This window comes from Ruminiclostridium herbifermentans (assembly GCF_005473905.2).
Classification (GTDB): domain Bacteria; phylum Bacillota; class Clostridia; order Acetivibrionales; family DSM-1351; genus Ruminiclostridium; species Ruminiclostridium herbifermentans.
Genome location: NZ_CP061336.1, coordinates 953,185 through 970,119, shown reverse-complemented (window position 1 = coordinate 970,119; position 16,935 = coordinate 953,185). Strand labels below are relative to the sequence as shown.

Genomic DNA, 16,935 nt, shown 5'->3' with positions numbered 1-16,935 from the left:
TTGAGCAAAAGCAACATACAAGGGATTTTGACCGTAAAATTGATTCTCAGCCAAACAAACACAGATCTAACATATATGAAAATATGAAATTCGAGATATTTCCTCTGCTCAACTATCTCAAGACAAATATAACATATCATTAAATAAGTGAAAACGGCATTAATTATTCATAATTAATGCCCATCTCAATATCAATATTTTCTTTATCAAGTATTTCTAAGCACATTTTATATATGACCTTTTTTCTTTTATCAAGTCTCTGTTCAGTTGCAGATATATCCATTAAACACAACAAAAATCCTATACCTCCGAAAAATAAGAGATAAATAATTATTGCACTAACGCCCATTTCCAATAGTGATACCAAAATAAATATTACAGCTAACCCTGAAATTATCAATGATGATTTCCCGTTATCCTTGGCTATTGATTCATTAGCTTCAAAGTTTTCAATTTCTGAAGACAAGGTAACTTTTAACTTATTATAATCTTCTATTCCGATTTTGTATGTATAAATAAACAACTGTAATTTAACCAATACTCTGTCATGCAAATAAGACAAATCGTTTATATTTTCCTTACTCAATGCTTCAAGTGAAGCTTTTAATTCAGAATAACAGTTTGTTAAATCCATGTTAAACTCCTACGCCCTTTTGGGTACAAATTTTGATAAAAACCCCTATCTTAAGCCTTTATATATACTTTTCTAACAATATTTACGCTGCACAAGATTTAGCAATAAATATCTTTACTTATGTATATGCTTTTTTAATATTCTACTTCACCTTTAGAATAGAAAAAGCACTTTCACTTTACCCTGCACGAAAACGACCATTTATGCACAATCTATGTTTCCAAACTTGTCAAACTTAACACCTACACCCAATACTGCACTAAATAAGGTAAACTAATAATACATTCCACGTTGCTCAACTATTTAATGCAAACTGAATTTTCATTGTTTATTAAAATTCGACTAGCCGTTAGAATATACTCCTTGCGTATACCTTGCCCCTTTTAAAAAGCAGATACGAATACTTATTATGTATACTATTTTAACATAAAAAATCCATAACTACCGACTAAAAATGGGCAAAATCATATAGTTTAAAGGCTCTGAACATCAAATGATTTTATTAAAAAACAAAACCCATATAAATTAATAATAAATTTAATAAAACTTCCAATAATATATCGGAACTATTATTATGATATATAATGGTAAAATATAAAAAAGTTGAAAATATAACTTTGTTACTTTTCTTACATTTCTATTTACGCTTTTCACAGTATATACTTGCCTAAAGAAATGAAAACAAAATTTTTTCCAAAAACTATTTATCACTATATTGTTCTTATAGTTTAGAATTACGCTTATTTTTATAAAATAATTATATATATAAATTACTATATTTTCAAAAACAATTAATTTTATTGCCCAAAAAGTTCAATGTCATAATAAATTAATATTAAACTTATATTTATGCTTATAGCTGTCCTTGTTTTAACAAATTCATTATCAACCATTTTTTTACAAACCTTATATCTGCGACCAAAAAATAAAAATGTTTACGAGTACTTATTATAGAAGTATATAAATATGTCTATAACCAAAAAATACGCTTGTTCTGAGTATATTGATATCTATGTATCGATTATACATACATAGAATTTGAAGACCTATTTCGTTACAGCTGTATGCAGTTTGACGAAACAGGTAGACAAAAACCTGTATGGTAAGCGATACAATATACATTATCAATAAGCAATAGGTTTTCGGCATAACCTATTACTATTTATTCAAACTAGTGGCATTTTATTGGTGAACAGACAAAAGAATAGCATTCGGTAAGTTTGATAGTCGCTGCAGTGTAATTTCAATTGGCTATTTACTAGTGAAGCAATGCATGTCTGGTTCAATAACCAAATTCCCATAAAATAAAGGGTTAACAGTCGTAGATGCAGGTGCTGATAGTTCAATATAATCAATTGATTTTACAAAACAAAATATTTGTTCGATGCTATAACGATATTTCATGTCAATGAGTAGCTTGGCATAAATAGGATAAAACGTAACATAGGGTCAATCGCCGTTTGCTAGTTTCAAGTACTATATCAAATTAAAGGAGAGTCGATTTATGAGAGGAAAAAGAATCAAATCATTATCAGTGGCACTTGCTGTATGTATGACAGCACTTACGTTTTTCTCAGCACCAGCTGACGCCGCTACTCCAACAGGTAAAAGATTGAAGGATGTTCAAAGCAGAGTTCTTATAGGAACTGAATTCCCAAGTGGTTTTAGTACATTGTCAGATTCTGCTCAATTCCTCAGCACTGCTACTCCAGAATTTAATCTGGTAACTGCTGAAAACTGTATGAAATGGGATGCTCTAGAGCCTTCACAGAATAACTTTAACTGGAATGAAGCAGATAAGCTTGTAAACTGGGCAAAAGCTAACAATTATCAGATTCATGGACATACCTTTGTATGGCACAGTCAAGCTCCAGGTTGGATACAGAATCTTAGCGCTAGCGCTATGGAGTCTGCAATGAACAATCATATTGACAAGGTAATGGGACGTTATAAAGGCCAAATTTTAGTTTGGGACGTAGCCAATGAAGTTTTTGAAGAAAACGGTAGCTATAGAAATTCATTCTGGTATAGAACTATGGGTAAGAGCTTTATAGAAAAAGCATTTATTCGTGCTAGAGCGGCTGACCCTAGTGCTAAGCTGATATACAACGACTATAATCTTGAGTATACTGGTCCTAAGTCTGATGCTGCTTATAACATGCTAAAAGACTTTAAGAATCGTGGTATACCTGTAGATGGTATAGGTTTCCAGATGCACTTAGATATACAATACGCAATTGATTATGATGACTTTGCTAGAAATATGCAACGTTTTGCAGATTTAGGCTTAGAGATATACGTAACTGAGATGGATGTACGTATATCCAGTAATCCTTCATCAGCTGAACTTGAAAAACAAGCTAGCTACTACAAGAATATTATCGAGAAATGTATGGCACAACCTGCAGTAAAAGCTATTCAGGTTTGGGGCTTCACTGATAAATATTCTTGGGTACCACAAACATTCCCAGGCAGAGATAATGCTTTAATCTTTGACAGAAACTATAATCCAAAACCAGCTTATTATGCATTCCAAGCTGCTCTTGCTACTTCACCTACTCCAACAGTAGTATATGGTGATCTTGACGCTAGCGGCAGTGTAGACGCATTAGACTATTCACTCATTAAGCAATATCTACTCGGAAACATTACCAAATTCCCTGCTGAAAATGGTATGATTGCAGCAGACTTAGATGCCAGTGGAACAGTAGATTCATTAGATTTCGCTATAATGAAGCAATATCTGCTTGGAATTATATCAAAATTCCCTGCTGAAACTAAATAATAATTTATAATTTCTTAAGATATGCCAGTCTACATAGCAGGCTGGCATATTTATTAATTAAAAATCCATTGTCTTAATTAAGGTAATCACCTTAAGTTAAGATATCAGTTTATACCATATAAAAAGCTTATTTTTAAGTCTTATTTTTCCTCAAAACCACTTAATTACAGCCATAAAAATCCTGTTTTTATAATTAAGTAAAGTTTGATATCTGAATGTGAAAAAGCATTAAAGAGTAGTTTCAAGTTAAATTCAAGCAAATAAAACAGGAAAATTTAAACTACTAATCACTTAACAAGAATTTGAATAATATTTTCACATACTCTTTTCATAACTCTATATCCATTTGGAGCTGTTGTAGCAATTCCTGCATTATTGGGCTTACAAAAGCCATTAACCTGACAAGTGCCATCATCTCTTACAAGGAGTTTTCCCATCATACCAACAGCTGACCATTCTTTTCTTTTCTCCCTTGGGATATATTCCTGAGATGGATCCCAGTCTGGGTTTAAAATAGGAACATAATCTGTATGTTCTTCATTTACAAGGATTTCTTCATCATAGGCTTCGGTTAAAATCCTATCAGTATTCTCTTCATAGACAGCATCATGATGTACAATTCTATATGTAGCAGGTACAACGACATTATGGCACTGAATACGTCCCCATTGTCAGTCACATATTTGCCTCTCCAATCGTCAGCATAATTATCCCCAATAACAGAAGGATTTACTGAAACTACACCTAAAATATAATCATCTGAAGATTTAGCTTTTCGGATTTTATCTCCATCGAGCGTTACAAAGTATCCAACTCTATCTTCATTGTCAATATTTCCATCTGCCCATTCAAAGAATTCAGCATAATCCGCGCCTGTTGAATTAAAAGCAGATAAGCCATAAGTTTTCCCATCGAATGTGACTCTAAATGCATTGGTTTCCGCTTGATATTCACCGTTACCAATAGTAAATGCATCAGATGTTATAGAAAAGGATGTAGGATTTCCTGCCAAAGTTTTATTGTACTTGCCCATTACGTGAGAACAATATACATTAGCTGTTGTCACATATCCTTCTGCATGAGAAAATTGTCCATAGTTCTTGTCCAAGCACCTTCTGTATGAGAATAACTTCCAGTTGCATTTGTATTAGCTCCTTCTGCATGGGAAACATCTGCAATTTAACTTAACAAAACTAAATTATTTTATATTTTTTAATACCTCCAATAAATATTCCCACACTCTTTGAACGGATGAAATACTCATATGTTCATTTGGCGTATGCACATCATATAAATTAGGCCCAAAAGAAATAGCATCTAATTGTTCAAATTTTTCAGCAAACAGGCCGCACTCCAACCCAGCATGTATTGCAGCTATATGCGGCTTTGTTTTGTACATTTTTTCATATACTTCTTCAAAAATTGTTCTAATTTTTGAATCAGGATTATATGACCATTCGGGGTAATCTGATTCTGTAACAACACTTCCACCATTTAGTTTAGCAGTTACAATAAGTCTATTAGTTAATTCATTTTTTAAGCTTTTAACAGAACTTCTTATTGAACTAATAAACACTATCGAATCTTCATTAGTGGTAACTACTCCAAGGTTCAAGGAACTTTCTACTAAACCCTTAATTTCCATACTCATAGAAGTAACACCATTTATAAGTAAGTACAAGTAGTTAATAACATTATTAGTTGATGTTTTGGAAAGCATTTTTGTTGGACTGTTAGTTAAGATTTCAAATTCCACTCTTACATCAGGGTCTGATACCCTCATTTCAGTTTTAAATATCTTTTCAATTTCCAATAATTTTTTCTCAACTAATGTCTTATCATCAGCTTTAACTAAAATAATAGCATCTGCTTCTCTAGGAATTGCATTATTCTTTGAACCACCATCTATTGAAATAAGTCTTAAGTCTATTTCTGACAAAATAGACATAAGTATACGACCCATTAATTTATTGGAGTTTCCTCTTTCCTTATCTATCTCCATTCCAGAGTGTCCACCCCTTAGGCCCCTAATTTTAATCATATATGGAATACGGTTTTCATCTAAATCTTCCCATACAGCAGGTATTTTGGTTCTAGCTGTAAGCCCGCCTGCACAACTCACCAATAGTGTTCCCTCTTCCTCAGAATCAATGTTAATTAATATTCTTCCTTTTACATCTTCAGGGTCTAGTGCCATTGCCCCATCCATTCCAGTTTCCTCTGCAGTTGTAACAAGCAATTCTATAGCTGGATGCTGATATTGGTTAGAAGCCAAAATGGCTAATCCCATGGCAACTGCAATTCCGTTATCTGCCCCTAAGGTTGTATCAGTTGCATAAATCATATCATCAATTATTCTTAGCTTAAGTGGATCCTTAGTAAAATCATGGTCTACATCTTTATTTTTTTCACATACCATATCCATATGCCCCTGCAAAACAACAGATGGACTGTTCTCAAATCCTGGTGTTGCCTTCTTTCTTATAACAACATTTAATGCAGAGTCCTGCACATATTCTAGATGATGCTCTTTTGCGAAAGACACCAAATAATCGCTTACTTCCTTTTCATTTCCTGATCCCCTAGGAATCTGCGATAATTTTTCAAAGTATTTAAATACCTCAACTGGTTGAAGATCCTTAAGTATTTCTGCCATTTTATTTACCCCGCTTTCTTATTTATAAAATATTTGTGGAATATCAAAATCCAATTAGCAGCTAAAACGTATAGCTTTGATTAAGGTTCAAACCCCAATACTTCAAAATCATTAAACAAAGTTGCTAAACCTTTGCAAACCGCTTAATGCCAGATTTATAATCCATCGTAAAAAGCTTACTAAAGCCTATATCGTTTGGTTTAGCCGTAAAATCTCACACGTTAACCAACTATTCACTGCTATACAATTAAAATATCTTACTATATATATTATACTGCTTTATTAATAAATTAAACTTTTAGTTTATAATTAGGTTTATAATTATTAATATAGTCTGTATTATTTCCATATTTCCCACAATAAACTTGATATCCTAAAGATATTATATATAAATTCAAGGTGATTATTTTTATTTCATGTATATATTAGATTAACTACTGGATATATGCTGATATATAAAATCTATTAACTCTTTATATCCCAATATTTACTCATTAAAAATGCAAAAAATAAATAGTCCTAAAAATATTAATTACACAAATGACAAAATATTTTAAAACTATTTTCATATTTTTACAAAATGTTGTATAATGATTATAAACACCACTCTAGAATTTTGCAAACTTCGATTAGGTAAGGTAAAATGTTTTTTGCAAAATAAACCCGGAAACAGTAAAAAATAACTTTTTCAATTTATGCAAATTTGTTTATAGACAAAAAATAACAACTTGCTAAAACGAAAAAGCAATTTAGTAGCGTGTCTTTATTATAGAGGGGTGAAACTCAAAAATTTCAATATTTAAGGGGGAAATGTTATGTTTTTGAAAAAAGGTTTAAAAAAGAGCTTGTGTTTTGTTCTTTCGGGTATCATGGCTCTCAGCATCGTAGCTGCTGCAAGCAGTCCAGTATCTGCTGCTGGTGAGAAGATTTACAGGCCACTTCCCAATGAGTACAAAAATATCAGTTCAAAGCAAGGTACTATCGAAAGGTTAAGTTACAAATGGGGTAACGATACCAAGTATTTTAACGTCTATCTGCCTTACGGATATAACCAGGCTGATACTTCTACGAAGTATAACGTTGTATATCTGATGCACGGCGGCGGAGAAGATGAAAATCTATTATTTGGCGGACCAGGTCAGAACAAGGAATTAAAAGTAATCATTGATAATATGATTGCAAAGGGAGATATTAAACCAGCTATATTTGTTACTCCATCATTCTACAAAGGTAATAATGATGTTGCAGGTTTCCCTCAAGAATTAAGCACTACTCTTATTCCGCTTGTTGAAACAAAATATAATACATATTTAAAATCAACCAGTGCTGCGGATATGAAAGCTTCCAGAGATCACAGGGCATTTGGTGGATTCTCAATGGGTTCAGTATGTACCTGGTATACATATATTAACTGCCTTGACTATATTAAATATTTTATACCTCTAAGCGGTGACTGTTGGGCAATAGGTGGAGGTAATAATAAAGCCGCGGAAACAGCAGCTTATCTGGCAAATGTTGCAAAGAAAGCCGGTTATAAAGCACCACATGACTTCAAGTTGTTCTGTGCTTCAGGAAGTGAAGATATTGCATATCCTAATATGGTACCTCAAATTAATGAATTAAAAAAATTAACAGATACTTTCATATATTCAAATGATCCTATACAAGGAAACTTCTATTTTATGGTGGCTAATGGTGGTACACATTGGTGGGGTTATATTAATCAGTATATTTATAACATATTGCCAGATTTGTTCCAAGATAATACTCCTCCAGAACCTGTAGAACCAGTAAGTGCTTTCAATAAAATTGAAGCAGAAGATTATATAAGCCAATATGGGGTTGAGATTGAAGACAATATATCTGATACTGGTAAAAACATTGGATTTATCCAAAATGGAGACTACACTGTTTACAAAGTTGATTTTGGCGACGGTGCTACTGGATTCCAAGCTAGTGCAGGAAGTGAATCAAACGGTGGAAACATAGAGATTCGTTTGGATAGTCTAACAGGTACATTAGTTGGAACATGTGCTGTGTCTAACACAGGCGGATGGAAGATATTTAAAGATGTATCTTGCGATATTAGTAATGTTACTGGAATACATGATGTATACCTCAAATTTACTGGCGAAAGTAATTATTTAATGAACTTAGACTGGTTCAAATTTGTCAAATCAGCAACTCCAGTTGGTAAAATAGGTGATATTAACTCTGATGGTTCAATAGATTCATTAGATTTAATGCTAATAAAGAAACATCTATTGGGTGTAGAAGAAATTGAAAACACTGCATTAGCTGATTTAGATGGAAATGGCGAAGTTGATGCTCTTGACTTTGCAGTGATGAAAAAGTATCTGCTTGGTATCATATCATCATTCTAAAATCGATACTCTGAATATAAAATTATATTATTAGTGTAAAAAATTATTGCCATATATTCTAAACACATAAGTGTTTTTGAATATATGGCAATAGTTTAAATACACAAATCAAATTTATTAGTTAATTCTTAGGAAATACTTAACCAAATACTAGTATAATGTGGTTTCATACACAAAAATATTTACATTCCCTAGCTAGTCCAAGAAAACGTCCGCATCCCTTCCCTTATTTTGAACTGAGTTTGCAGGTAAACTACTTATATTTCTTCTCAAGCTGCTCTAACATTTCAATATACTTATTTTGGAATCCAATCTTGCTCATATCTTCTTCATACTTATCACACTCACTATTAACAGTATTTAATGTTTCTTCACTTAATTCTCTTTTAGCGAAAGTATAGGCAACATTGTCTTCTTTATCTATGTGTCTGGATAATAAATGAGTATATGAAACAGCGTTTGCAATTACATCAAGTTTTGCTTCAGCATCACCTGCTTTAAATTTGATCAAAGCTTCTTCAAGCTCAGTCATATATAGTCTTCCAAGGTCATGCTCTACAAGCATTCCATACTTAATTAGTTTTTCAGCTACACTTCCAATTTCATCTACCATTCTATTAAACAAAATTTTTTCTTCTTTTCCATGATGATGCTTATCAGCATAGTTTCTCACAAAGTCAATCATAGCTTCAAAGTCTGCATAGTCAATTTCATTTCCATTCATAATGCCTAAGCAGGCTTTTCTTATGACCTCTAACATCCTTTTAATGTTTTTATGCTCATTAACCATTAAAGCAATTCCATCCATAAAATCACACCCTTTGTATCGAATTTATACTATTTTCTGTACTAGTATATTTATATCCTGTATCACTCAAGAATCCGTTAATCCAAGCGTCTCTAAAGTAATAATAATTTTTAACATCACCCTGAACCTTATCCCAGTATGCTTTATGAATATCTATGGTAGTCTTCCAAACAATCATAGTTTCACTGCTTTCAATTACTTCACTTACTCTGTCGCAGGGCATTCCTTCAAGCATATTATCAAAAATAAGCTTAAACATTTCCTCCGATGTTCTTTCCTTATTTCCATTTTGTTTCATTACGTTTGCTCCATTTTTATAAAAAACCTCAGCAATCTCTTCTTTTGTAAGAATCTTATCCCTAAGTAAGTCAGTTACTACATATGCTAATCTGGTTTCTACACTTATTATTCTTTGCTGAAGCCAACCATGAATATTTGAATGTTCTATTTCATTTTCTAGTGAGCCTGTTACAGGGAATCCATACTTAGCATGACTTTCACTTAAAAGATTCTCACTGTTATATCCCTTCATTTGAACTAGTTCTGCAATAGCTTCTATCAATTTTTCATGTAATTTTATCTTATCGTAAAGCCAATAATGGATTTTCCCTAAAAATGCACTCATAATTTTCTCCCCTTATTTTACAGATTCATTCAATGCCTTTATAATTTCATCAACATTTATTCCATGAACTTGACATGCTTCTTCTACGGTTTCAGCCTGAGCTGATGGGCATCCTACGCAGCCCATACCAAAACCAGCCAGAATTTTAATGCTTTCAGGATAATTTCTAACAACTTCACCGATGGTCATTTCTTTAGATATTTTCATTTTATTTTCCTCCATATATCAATAAATACATATTTCAATTTTTAGGTTTATCAATTCTATTTTAAATATTAATATGTTCCAAAATTATTTTTAGCCTAGAAGAGGATAAAGTTCTGTCTCTTCCCTTTCCACTCTATTTGAAAGAGCGCTAAATATTCTTTCTGTATCTTCTTTAAAATCTCCAATATTTTTCTTAATTTTGCTTGATGTATTATACTTTGCTTTATACTCATCATATCCTTTAGTAACTTCACTCATCTCTTCGTAATATTTCTTTCCGAACATATTTAGCGCTGCATCTGAGCTGCTTAAAAGGTTTGGATATAAGCACTCATCTTCACTTAATAAATGTATTTTTAACTTGCCTGATATGGTATTTATACTCTTAACAATATTATCAATGTTTTTATCCACTGTATTATTCTTTATATCACTCAATATATAACCTGCTAATTCTATTATCTCATTATGCTGTCTTTTTAAATTAGTTAAGTCCATATTCATTCCCCTTCCTATCTGATCTGTTTGTATAATATCACATATAATACGGGAATTTTGTATCCTCTGCTACAATTTAAAACACCTAAAAGCATCTTTATAACTATATGCTGTACTAATTTTTATCATAGTAGGCTCTCCTCAAGTAAAATACTATTGGCTAAATATCCGATGACACCAGACAGTAGTTTGCGGTTGAAGGCTAGCTCGAATAACAACCTTTCGAATATGATGCTTTTTCGAGCAATAAAAAACACAGATATGGATTTTTCGTTAGGTTAACATAAAAACCAAACAAATTCAAACCCAAACTGCGTTCAAAATCACTTAAAATCTTTATTGAACTGAAAATCAAATAAAGATTGTCGCAAAGCCTTGAAATTTATCTTTTGGCATCTCTTCTTCACATAAACATTTTAATCCTCCGAAGCCTTAAAGTTATATACAGGTTTTATTATCCTATTTACTTCAACTGTTTGATGAATATTTGCAAGTATTTCTTCTATAGGTTTATAAGCAAACGGAGCCTCATCTAGTGTGTCCAAAGATAGCGAGGTTGTATAAATTCCCTCCATTGACTTTTTAAATTCTTCCATTGACAGTTTAATTTTGGCCTGTTTTCTGCTCATTAATCTGCCAGCCCCATGAGGTGCAGAATAGTTCCAGTCATCGTTTCCTTTGCCCGTAGCAATAATACTTCCATCTCTCATATTTATAGGAATAATTACAACTTCACCCTTCTTTGCAGAAATTGCACCTTTTCTCAAAATCATCTCATCAGTTTCAATATAGTTATGTATTGTTGTAAAACTATCAACCACATTAAAACCCATTTTCTTGATAATGACCTCTGCTATAGCCTTTCTATTATATTGAGCAAATTTTTGAGCAATACGCATATCATGAATGTAATCATCAAAGCTTTGTCCTTCAAGATAAGCCAATGCTTTGTTTATTTTTGTTTTTTTATTTTCAAGCTCTGTCTGTATCTCTCGTGTTTTTCCTTTTGACTTTAATTCAGCAATAATAGTTTCATTACTTACTCTTGTAATCTCTTTCGCTGCTCTGTTCTGATAATATTCTGCGATTTGCTTACCTAAATGCCTACTTCCAGAGTGAACTACCAGGTAAATATTATCAAGCTCATCCTTATTTATTTCTATAAAATGGTTCCCGCCTCCAAGCGTTCCAATACTTAACGTTGCTCTTTTCAGATCAACATGTTCCTTACATTTTAAGTTATAAATATCTACAAATTCATTATATTCATGTGGTGTTTCGCGGACATCAAATCCACTAGGAACAAAACTTCTTATAACATTGTCAAGTTTACTGAAATCAACATTTTCCTTGCCAATCATGCTTACAAACATACCACAGCCAATATCAACGCCAACCAAATTAGGAACAACCTTATCTTTTATTGTCATTGTAGTTCCAATAGTACATCCTGCACCTGCATGTGTATCAGGCATAATTCTTATTTTGCTATCTTTAGTAAATTCCTCGTTGCAAAGCTCGAGTATCTGCTGTGCCGCCTTTTCTTCCACATTATCAGTAAACACCTTAGCTGTGTTATATTTTCCCTTAATTATCATGATTTCTCCTCTCATATAGCAAATCTCCATTGCTAAAAATAATTAATAGCAACAGAGATTTGCTTGCATTACATTAGTAATCTCTTTAGTAATCTCATTCTAAACACTTTTATCACTGGTTTTGTTGGAAAGTAAGGTATTTAGCTGTTCAAGCAATGCTTTATAAAATCATTAAACATTAAATATCTCCTCTATTTAATCCTACCTTCGTCAGTCTCAACTTTATTTACAAAGTCCATATTGTAACGAACTGCACCGTGATCTTTAATTACTGTAGCTCTTATAATACGAATTGCTAAAATAATACAGTTTTCATCCTTTTCATTATTTGCGAAATCGTACCATTCAGAAAATGCTTCACGAAGTTTAGTCCTTAACTGTGCATTTTGGGGGGCTAGAACCCATCCGAGATTTTCAGCGATTCCGTTTCCAGAAAACCATCCATTGCATAGTGCAAATGCCACTTCTTGGTTTTGAGCTATCTGCTGCATTTTAGTTGATTTTGCCCAAGTAGTAACATAAAACACTCCATCTTCATAAAATGCATCCACTTCACGTACATAAGGACGGGGTTTCCCCTCTTCATTTGGTTCCATTGCAATAGTGGAGAGAGCTATAACCTTATCCTTTCCATTACCACATCTTTCCTCTATTATTTTTAACCCTTCTTCAAACCTATTCATTTTTGACTCCTTCTATAGTATGATAGTCTTAGTAAATAACCTTATTTTGTGGTTCCTTCATATTTCTTGTCTTTTTCTATGCATTGCTTCAATTATATACTAATTAGCTAAAAATATTAAAGTACTAAACCCTTATTATGATAATTACGATTATTACATCCACTATAGATACGTACACTTTTCACATAATTCATATTTCTATGTGATCAATACTAATTACCCAAAAATTAATGTATAATATTTATGTTATATAAATACATTTATGTATTATATCGGCGTTATAATTTCTTATAATTTATTTAACTTTCCCAGTTAAAACCAGTTAAAAATCATAGGTGATAAACTTATCAATGGGAAGTTGGCTAGTGGTAAAGTTGATTACCTTAATAAAAGGAGTGAATATTTACATGAAACGAGCATTACTAGTAATTGATGTACAAAATGAATACTTCTTTGGGAAATTACCCATACAATATCCTCCTAATAGCTTTGATAATATTTTAAAGGCTGTAGATACAGCCAATCAGCATAATATTCCAGTTATACTTATTCAGCACTCATCTCCTCAAGAGAATGCATCAATATTTAGAAAGGGCAGCAAAGAGTGGGAAATTCCTGAAGGATTGTTGAGTAAAAATCATAGCCACATTATTGAAAAAAATCTTCCTAGTAGTTTTAAGAATACTAATCTAGAAAAAGTATTAAGAGATATGGAAGTTGATACTGTAACTATAGTAGGCTACATGACACAGATGTGCTGTGATACCACTGCTAGAGAAGCAATGCATATGGGATATTCCGTAGAATTTTTATCGGATGCTACAGGTACAATACCCATATCAAATAGTACAGGTACTATTTCTGCCGAAAATCTTCATAAAACAATATTAATAATACAAGCTTCAAGATTTAGTAAAGTTCTTACTTTAGATGAATGGATAACAAGCTTTGAAATATAAAATGCCATATTAAGAATTGAGAAAAATAACTGTATCCACAGTAGTTTATTAAGGCTATAATGTCTTTAAACATGCTTAAATCCTCTAGCAAGTCCATATGCTAGTTGAGTTTATCAAGGATATATTGTCTTCAAACAGGCCTAAACCCTCTAGCAAGCCCATATGCTAGTTGAGTTTATCAAGGCTATATTGTCTTCAAACGTACCTAAACCCTATAACAAGCCCACAAGCCAGTTGATTTTATTAAGCTATAATGTCTGTAAACATACAGAGAATCGAAGAAATAGTACGATATAGTTATATCCAAATCAATCGTTATCCTTGTATTTGGTGCTATTCCTTTATATTCTCCTGCTATTCTTCTGCTTCCTCAAACATTTTTTTCATCTGCTGTTTTGCTTCTTGAGACAAGGTATTTCTTAAAAATTTGCGATTTACTTCCTGCATCTCCTGATGCTGCTGCATCATTTTCATATTAGCCATTTCTACATCAGCTTTTAGTTCTCTGGCAGACAGTAAAGCCCCTCCAGCTCCCCTAATAATAATCTGCTGTAATCCATCAGAGGTGGCAACTGTTATTTTATATTTTTTCTTATTGTCATAGGTAAATTTCTCGATGTACTGGTCTGCTGTTTGCGCCTCCTTAGTAAATACCATATGGATATTATGATAATCCATTACTTCTTCTTGATGACCCGAAACACGATAAGCATCAAATACAACTATAATCTCACATTTCCGAATTCCCTGATAATTACTTAGAATATCAAGCAGCTTAATTCTGGCAATATCCATATCTTTATCAGCAAGTTCCTTTAGTTCGTCCCATGCATAGATAATATTATATCCATCCACAAGGAGATACTCTTCTTCAAATTCTTTTTGTTTTGCAACGTAAGTAACTCTCGAAGGTTCATCATAACTTCTGCTGGATACTTTGCGTCTTTTCCAAGTAGATCGCTTTCCTTGGTTTGCATAAAATGTTTTATTAAAAATTTGCCCAATTTCATCTGGACTAATCCACTGTTCTTCTACGTATGAAGCTATTTTTTTAGTTGTTTCTTCCGTATCTTCTTTTTTACTAAAATAGCTTTCAACATGCATATAATCTTTAACTTTATCCCAATCCACTATAAATCCTGCGCCGTTTGAACAAAATACAGAACTGGTGGGATTACCGATATCTCTTTCTGAATCATATCCAATAAGTTCAATGACTTCTGCTTCATTATGGCATTGTCCGTATCCTTTAAGGCTGCAAAATAGCCTGCCAAGGCCTTTTGTATAAGCAACTACCTCCATCTGGTAATTTTTCATGGTAGTAACGGGAGCACTTCCCTCAAGAACAGCCGTATTCCCATCTGACTGTGTTATTTCACATGTTCCATGCATCTTCTCAATATCTGCCATTGCTCTTCCAACCATTTTCTCAGGTAATTCCAACTGAAATGAATAATATGGCTCAAGTAATCTTGACTCTGCCTGCTTAAGACCCTGTCGTACTGCACGGTAGGTAGCCTCTCTGAAGTCACCGCCTTCAGTATGCTTATTATGCGCTCTGCCCGATACTAAAGTAATTTTCATGTCTGTAATGGCTGAGCCTGTTAAAACTCCTCTATGAGTCTTTTCTCTCAAATGAGTTAAAATAAGCCTCTGCCAGTTTTTACTAAGCAAATCCTCGCTGCAATCTGTCCCAAAAATCAGCCCACTTCCTGGCTCACCCGGTTCTAACAACAGGTGAACCTCTGCATAATGCCTCAAAGGTTCAAAATGCCCTACTCCTTCAACTGTATTTAGTATGGTCTCTTTATAAACAACCCTTCCTTGATCAAATGTCACAGAAACACCAAATCGACTTTGTATCTGGCTCTGGAGAATTTCAAGCTGTACTTCTCCCATTATCTGCACTTGGATTTCCTGCAGCTGCTCATCCCATACAATATGAAGTTCTGGTTCTTCCTCTTCAATTTGACGCAGTTTAGGAATCATTACTCTTGGGTCACAGCCTTCTGGAAGTATAATTCGATAAAATAAAACAGGTTCTAATTCTGGTGCAGATGAAGCCTCCTCTATCCCTAGTCCTTCTCCCGGCATTGTTTGGGTAAGTCCTGTTACGGCGCATATAGAGCCTGCCCCAATTTCACTAACCGCCTCGTATTTATGTCCTGAATAGACACGAATTTGATTTACTTTTTCTTCCCAAGTTCCATTGGTTAAGACATCCTTAACCTTTAGACTTCCACCAGTAATCTTCATATACGTCAGACGGCTGCCTTGATTATCCCTTGTTATTTTAAATACCTTAGCACCAAATTCATGGGGATATTCAGGAATCACGGTATACAATTCTATACCATGCATAAATTCTTCTACTCCTTGCAGCCTTAAAGCAGAACCAAAAAAACACGGATATACTTTTCGATTCTTGATAGCTTTTTTAATTAACTCTGTTTCTAGAAACCCTATATTTAAATATGCCTCCATAAGGGTTTCATCACACATTGCCAATTGTTCATAATAATCTTCAGCCTCAGCTTGTTCAAATTCAATACAACCTTCGTCAAGCTGCTTTTTTAGTTCTTTTATTAACTTTTCCTTATCTGTCCCACTTTGATCCATTTTATTTACAAATATAAAAACAGGAATCTGATACTTTTTAAGCAGACTCCACAATGTCTTTGTATGGCTCTGAACTCCGTCTGCACCGCTTATTACTAAAATAGCATAATCAAGAACCTGAAGTGTTCTTTCCATTTCTGCTGAAAAGTCTACATGTCCTGGAGTATCCAGTAAGGTAATCTGTATATTCCCTATTTCAAAAAGAGCCTGCTTGGAGAAAATAGTGATTCCTCTTGCCTTTTCCAATTCAAAGGTATCTAAATAAGCATCCTTGTTGTCCACTCTGCCCAATTTTCCTATTTTACCGTTTAGATAAAGCAAACTCTCTGATAATGTTGTTTTTCCTGCATCTACATGTGCTAATATTCCAATAACTAATTTTTCCATCCACTGGTTCTATCCTTTATATTTATATATTGTAAAACATAGCCTGTATTTATATCATCTAATATGATGATACCAGTATGTATTCATTTTTT

Annotated in this window: 14 protein-coding genes; 3 read left to right on the top strand and 11 right to left on the bottom strand. The window is 33.1% G+C overall.

The genetic code is table 11. The features are described 5' to 3' along the window. Positions 1-163: 163 nt before the first annotated feature. Positions 164-634, bottom strand: coding sequence for a hypothetical protein (locus tag EHE19_RS04315; RefSeq protein WP_137698055.1), 471 nt, complete (start codon positions 632-634; stop codon positions 164-166). Positions 635-2,138: 1,504 nt separating this feature from the next. Between EHE19_RS04315 and EHE19_RS04310 the strand changes: the two genes are divergently transcribed. Beyond that, complete coding sequence (locus EHE19_RS04310; protein ID WP_137698054.1) at positions 2,139-3,419, top strand: endo-1,4-beta-xylanase; 1,281 nt, start codon at positions 2,139-2,141, stop codon at positions 3,417-3,419. A 287-nt stretch (positions 3,420-3,706) separates the two neighbouring features. Here the strand turns inward: EHE19_RS04310 and EHE19_RS19925 are convergent, their stop codons facing one another. From EHE19_RS19925 to EHE19_RS04295, 3 genes are all read right to left on the bottom strand, one after another. Continuing rightward, the gene (locus EHE19_RS19925) at positions 3,707-3,970 is read right to left on the bottom strand and encodes a peptidase G2 autoproteolytic cleavage domain-containing protein (protein ID WP_280513972.1); all 264 of its coding nucleotides are present in this window, start codon (positions 3,968-3,970) and stop codon (positions 3,707-3,709) included. Positions 3,971-3,990: 20 nt separating this feature from the next. Beyond that, entirely contained in the window at positions 3,991-4,527 is a 537-nt protein-coding gene (locus EHE19_RS19920) for a peptidase G2 autoproteolytic cleavage domain-containing protein (protein ID WP_205314726.1), read from the bottom strand. A gap of 90 nt (positions 4,528-4,617) precedes the next feature. Continuing rightward, positions 4,618-6,075 (bottom strand): aminoacyl-histidine dipeptidase, encoded by a 1,458-nt coding sequence (locus tag EHE19_RS04295; protein ID WP_137698052.1) that lies wholly within the window; start codon positions 6,073-6,075, stop codon positions 4,618-4,620. An 815-nt stretch (positions 6,076-6,890) separates the two neighbouring features. Here EHE19_RS04295 and EHE19_RS19685 point away from each other — a divergent pair. Continuing rightward, positions 6,891-8,459, top strand: a complete 1,569-nt coding sequence (locus EHE19_RS19685; RefSeq protein WP_244648327.1) for a carbohydrate-binding protein — start codon at positions 6,891-6,893, stop codon at positions 8,457-8,459. Positions 8,460-8,712: 253 nt separating this feature from the next. Here the strand turns inward: EHE19_RS19685 and EHE19_RS04285 are convergent, their stop codons facing one another. The 6 genes from EHE19_RS04285 to EHE19_RS04260 all read right to left on the bottom strand — a co-directional run bounded on the left by EHE19_RS04285 (position 8,713) and on the right by EHE19_RS04260 (position 12,878). After that, positions 8,713-9,267, bottom strand: coding sequence for a hemerythrin domain-containing protein (locus EHE19_RS04285; RefSeq protein ID WP_137698051.1), 555 nt, complete (start codon positions 9,265-9,267; stop codon positions 8,713-8,715). A gap of 4 nt (positions 9,268-9,271) precedes the next feature. Beyond that, the gene (locus tag EHE19_RS04280) at positions 9,272-9,892 is read right to left on the bottom strand and encodes a hypothetical protein (protein WP_137698050.1); all 621 of its coding nucleotides are present in this window, start codon (positions 9,890-9,892) and stop codon (positions 9,272-9,274) included. A gap of 12 nt (positions 9,893-9,904) precedes the next feature. Beyond that, positions 9,905-10,099, bottom strand: coding sequence for a DUF1858 domain-containing protein (locus EHE19_RS04275; RefSeq protein ID WP_137698049.1), 195 nt, complete (start codon positions 10,097-10,099; stop codon positions 9,905-9,907). Positions 10,100-10,189: 90 nt separating this feature from the next. After that, entirely contained in the window at positions 10,190-10,597 is a 408-nt protein-coding gene (locus EHE19_RS04270) for a hemerythrin domain-containing protein (RefSeq protein ID WP_171003597.1), read from the bottom strand. Between the two features lie 416 nt (positions 10,598-11,013). Continuing rightward, the gene (locus EHE19_RS04265; RefSeq protein ID WP_137698090.1) at positions 11,014-12,198 is read right to left on the bottom strand and encodes an RtcB family protein; all 1,185 of its coding nucleotides are present in this window, start codon (positions 12,196-12,198) and stop codon (positions 11,014-11,016) included. 188 nt (positions 12,199-12,386) lie between these two features. Next, positions 12,387-12,878, bottom strand: coding sequence for a pyridoxamine 5'-phosphate oxidase family protein (locus tag EHE19_RS04260; RefSeq protein WP_137698047.1), 492 nt, complete (start codon positions 12,876-12,878; stop codon positions 12,387-12,389). 407 nt (positions 12,879-13,285) lie between these two features. Here EHE19_RS04260 and EHE19_RS04255 point away from each other — a divergent pair, with 407 nt between their 5' ends. Beyond that, the gene (locus EHE19_RS04255) at positions 13,286-13,837 is read left to right on the top strand and encodes a cysteine hydrolase family protein (RefSeq protein WP_137698046.1); all 552 of its coding nucleotides are present in this window, start codon (positions 13,286-13,288) and stop codon (positions 13,835-13,837) included. 354 nt (positions 13,838-14,191) lie between these two features. Here EHE19_RS04255 and EHE19_RS04250 read toward each other — a convergent pair whose 3' ends face one another. Beyond that, positions 14,192-16,843, bottom strand: a complete 2,652-nt coding sequence (locus tag EHE19_RS04250; RefSeq protein WP_137698045.1) for a translation factor GTPase family protein — start codon at positions 16,841-16,843, stop codon at positions 14,192-14,194. Positions 16,844-16,935 lie beyond the last annotated feature (92 nt).

Excerpts from the sequence above, each read along its gene's own strand:
- EHE19_RS04315 (WP_137698055.1), bottom strand. The coding sequence starts at position 634 with ATGGATTTAACAAACTGTTATTCTGAATTAAAAGCTTCACTTGAAGCA.
- EHE19_RS04310 (WP_137698054.1), top strand. The coding sequence starts at position 2,139 with ATGAGAGGAAAAAGAATCAAATCATTATCAGTGGCACTTGCTGTATGT.
- EHE19_RS04295 (WP_137698052.1), bottom strand. The coding sequence starts at position 6,075 with ATGGCAGAAATACTTAAGGATCTTCAACCAGTTGAGGTATTTAAATAC.
- EHE19_RS19685 (WP_244648327.1), top strand. The coding sequence starts at position 6,891 with ATGTTTTTGAAAAAAGGTTTAAAAAAGAGCTTGTGTTTTGTTCTTTCG.
- EHE19_RS04285 (WP_137698051.1), bottom strand. The coding sequence starts at position 9,267 with ATGGATGGAATTGCTTTAATGGTTAATGAGCATAAAAACATTAAAAGG.
- EHE19_RS04280 (WP_137698050.1), bottom strand. The coding sequence starts at position 9,892 with ATGAGTGCATTTTTAGGGAAAATCCATTATTGGCTTTACGATAAGATA.
- EHE19_RS04275 (WP_137698049.1), bottom strand. The coding sequence starts at position 10,099 with ATGAAAATATCTAAAGAAATGACCATCGGTGAAGTTGTTAGAAATTAT.
- EHE19_RS04270 (WP_171003597.1), bottom strand. The coding sequence starts at position 10,597 with ATGGACTTAACTAATTTAAAAAGACAGCATAATGAGATAATAGAATTA.
- EHE19_RS04260 (WP_137698047.1), bottom strand. The coding sequence starts at position 12,878 with ATGAATAGGTTTGAAGAAGGGTTAAAAATAATAGAGGAAAGATGTGGT.
- EHE19_RS04255 (WP_137698046.1), top strand. The coding sequence starts at position 13,286 with ATGAAACGAGCATTACTAGTAATTGATGTACAAAATGAATACTTCTTT.
- EHE19_RS04250 (WP_137698045.1), bottom strand. The coding sequence starts at position 16,843 with ATGGAAAAATTAGTTATTGGAATATTAGCACATGTAGATGCAGGAAAA.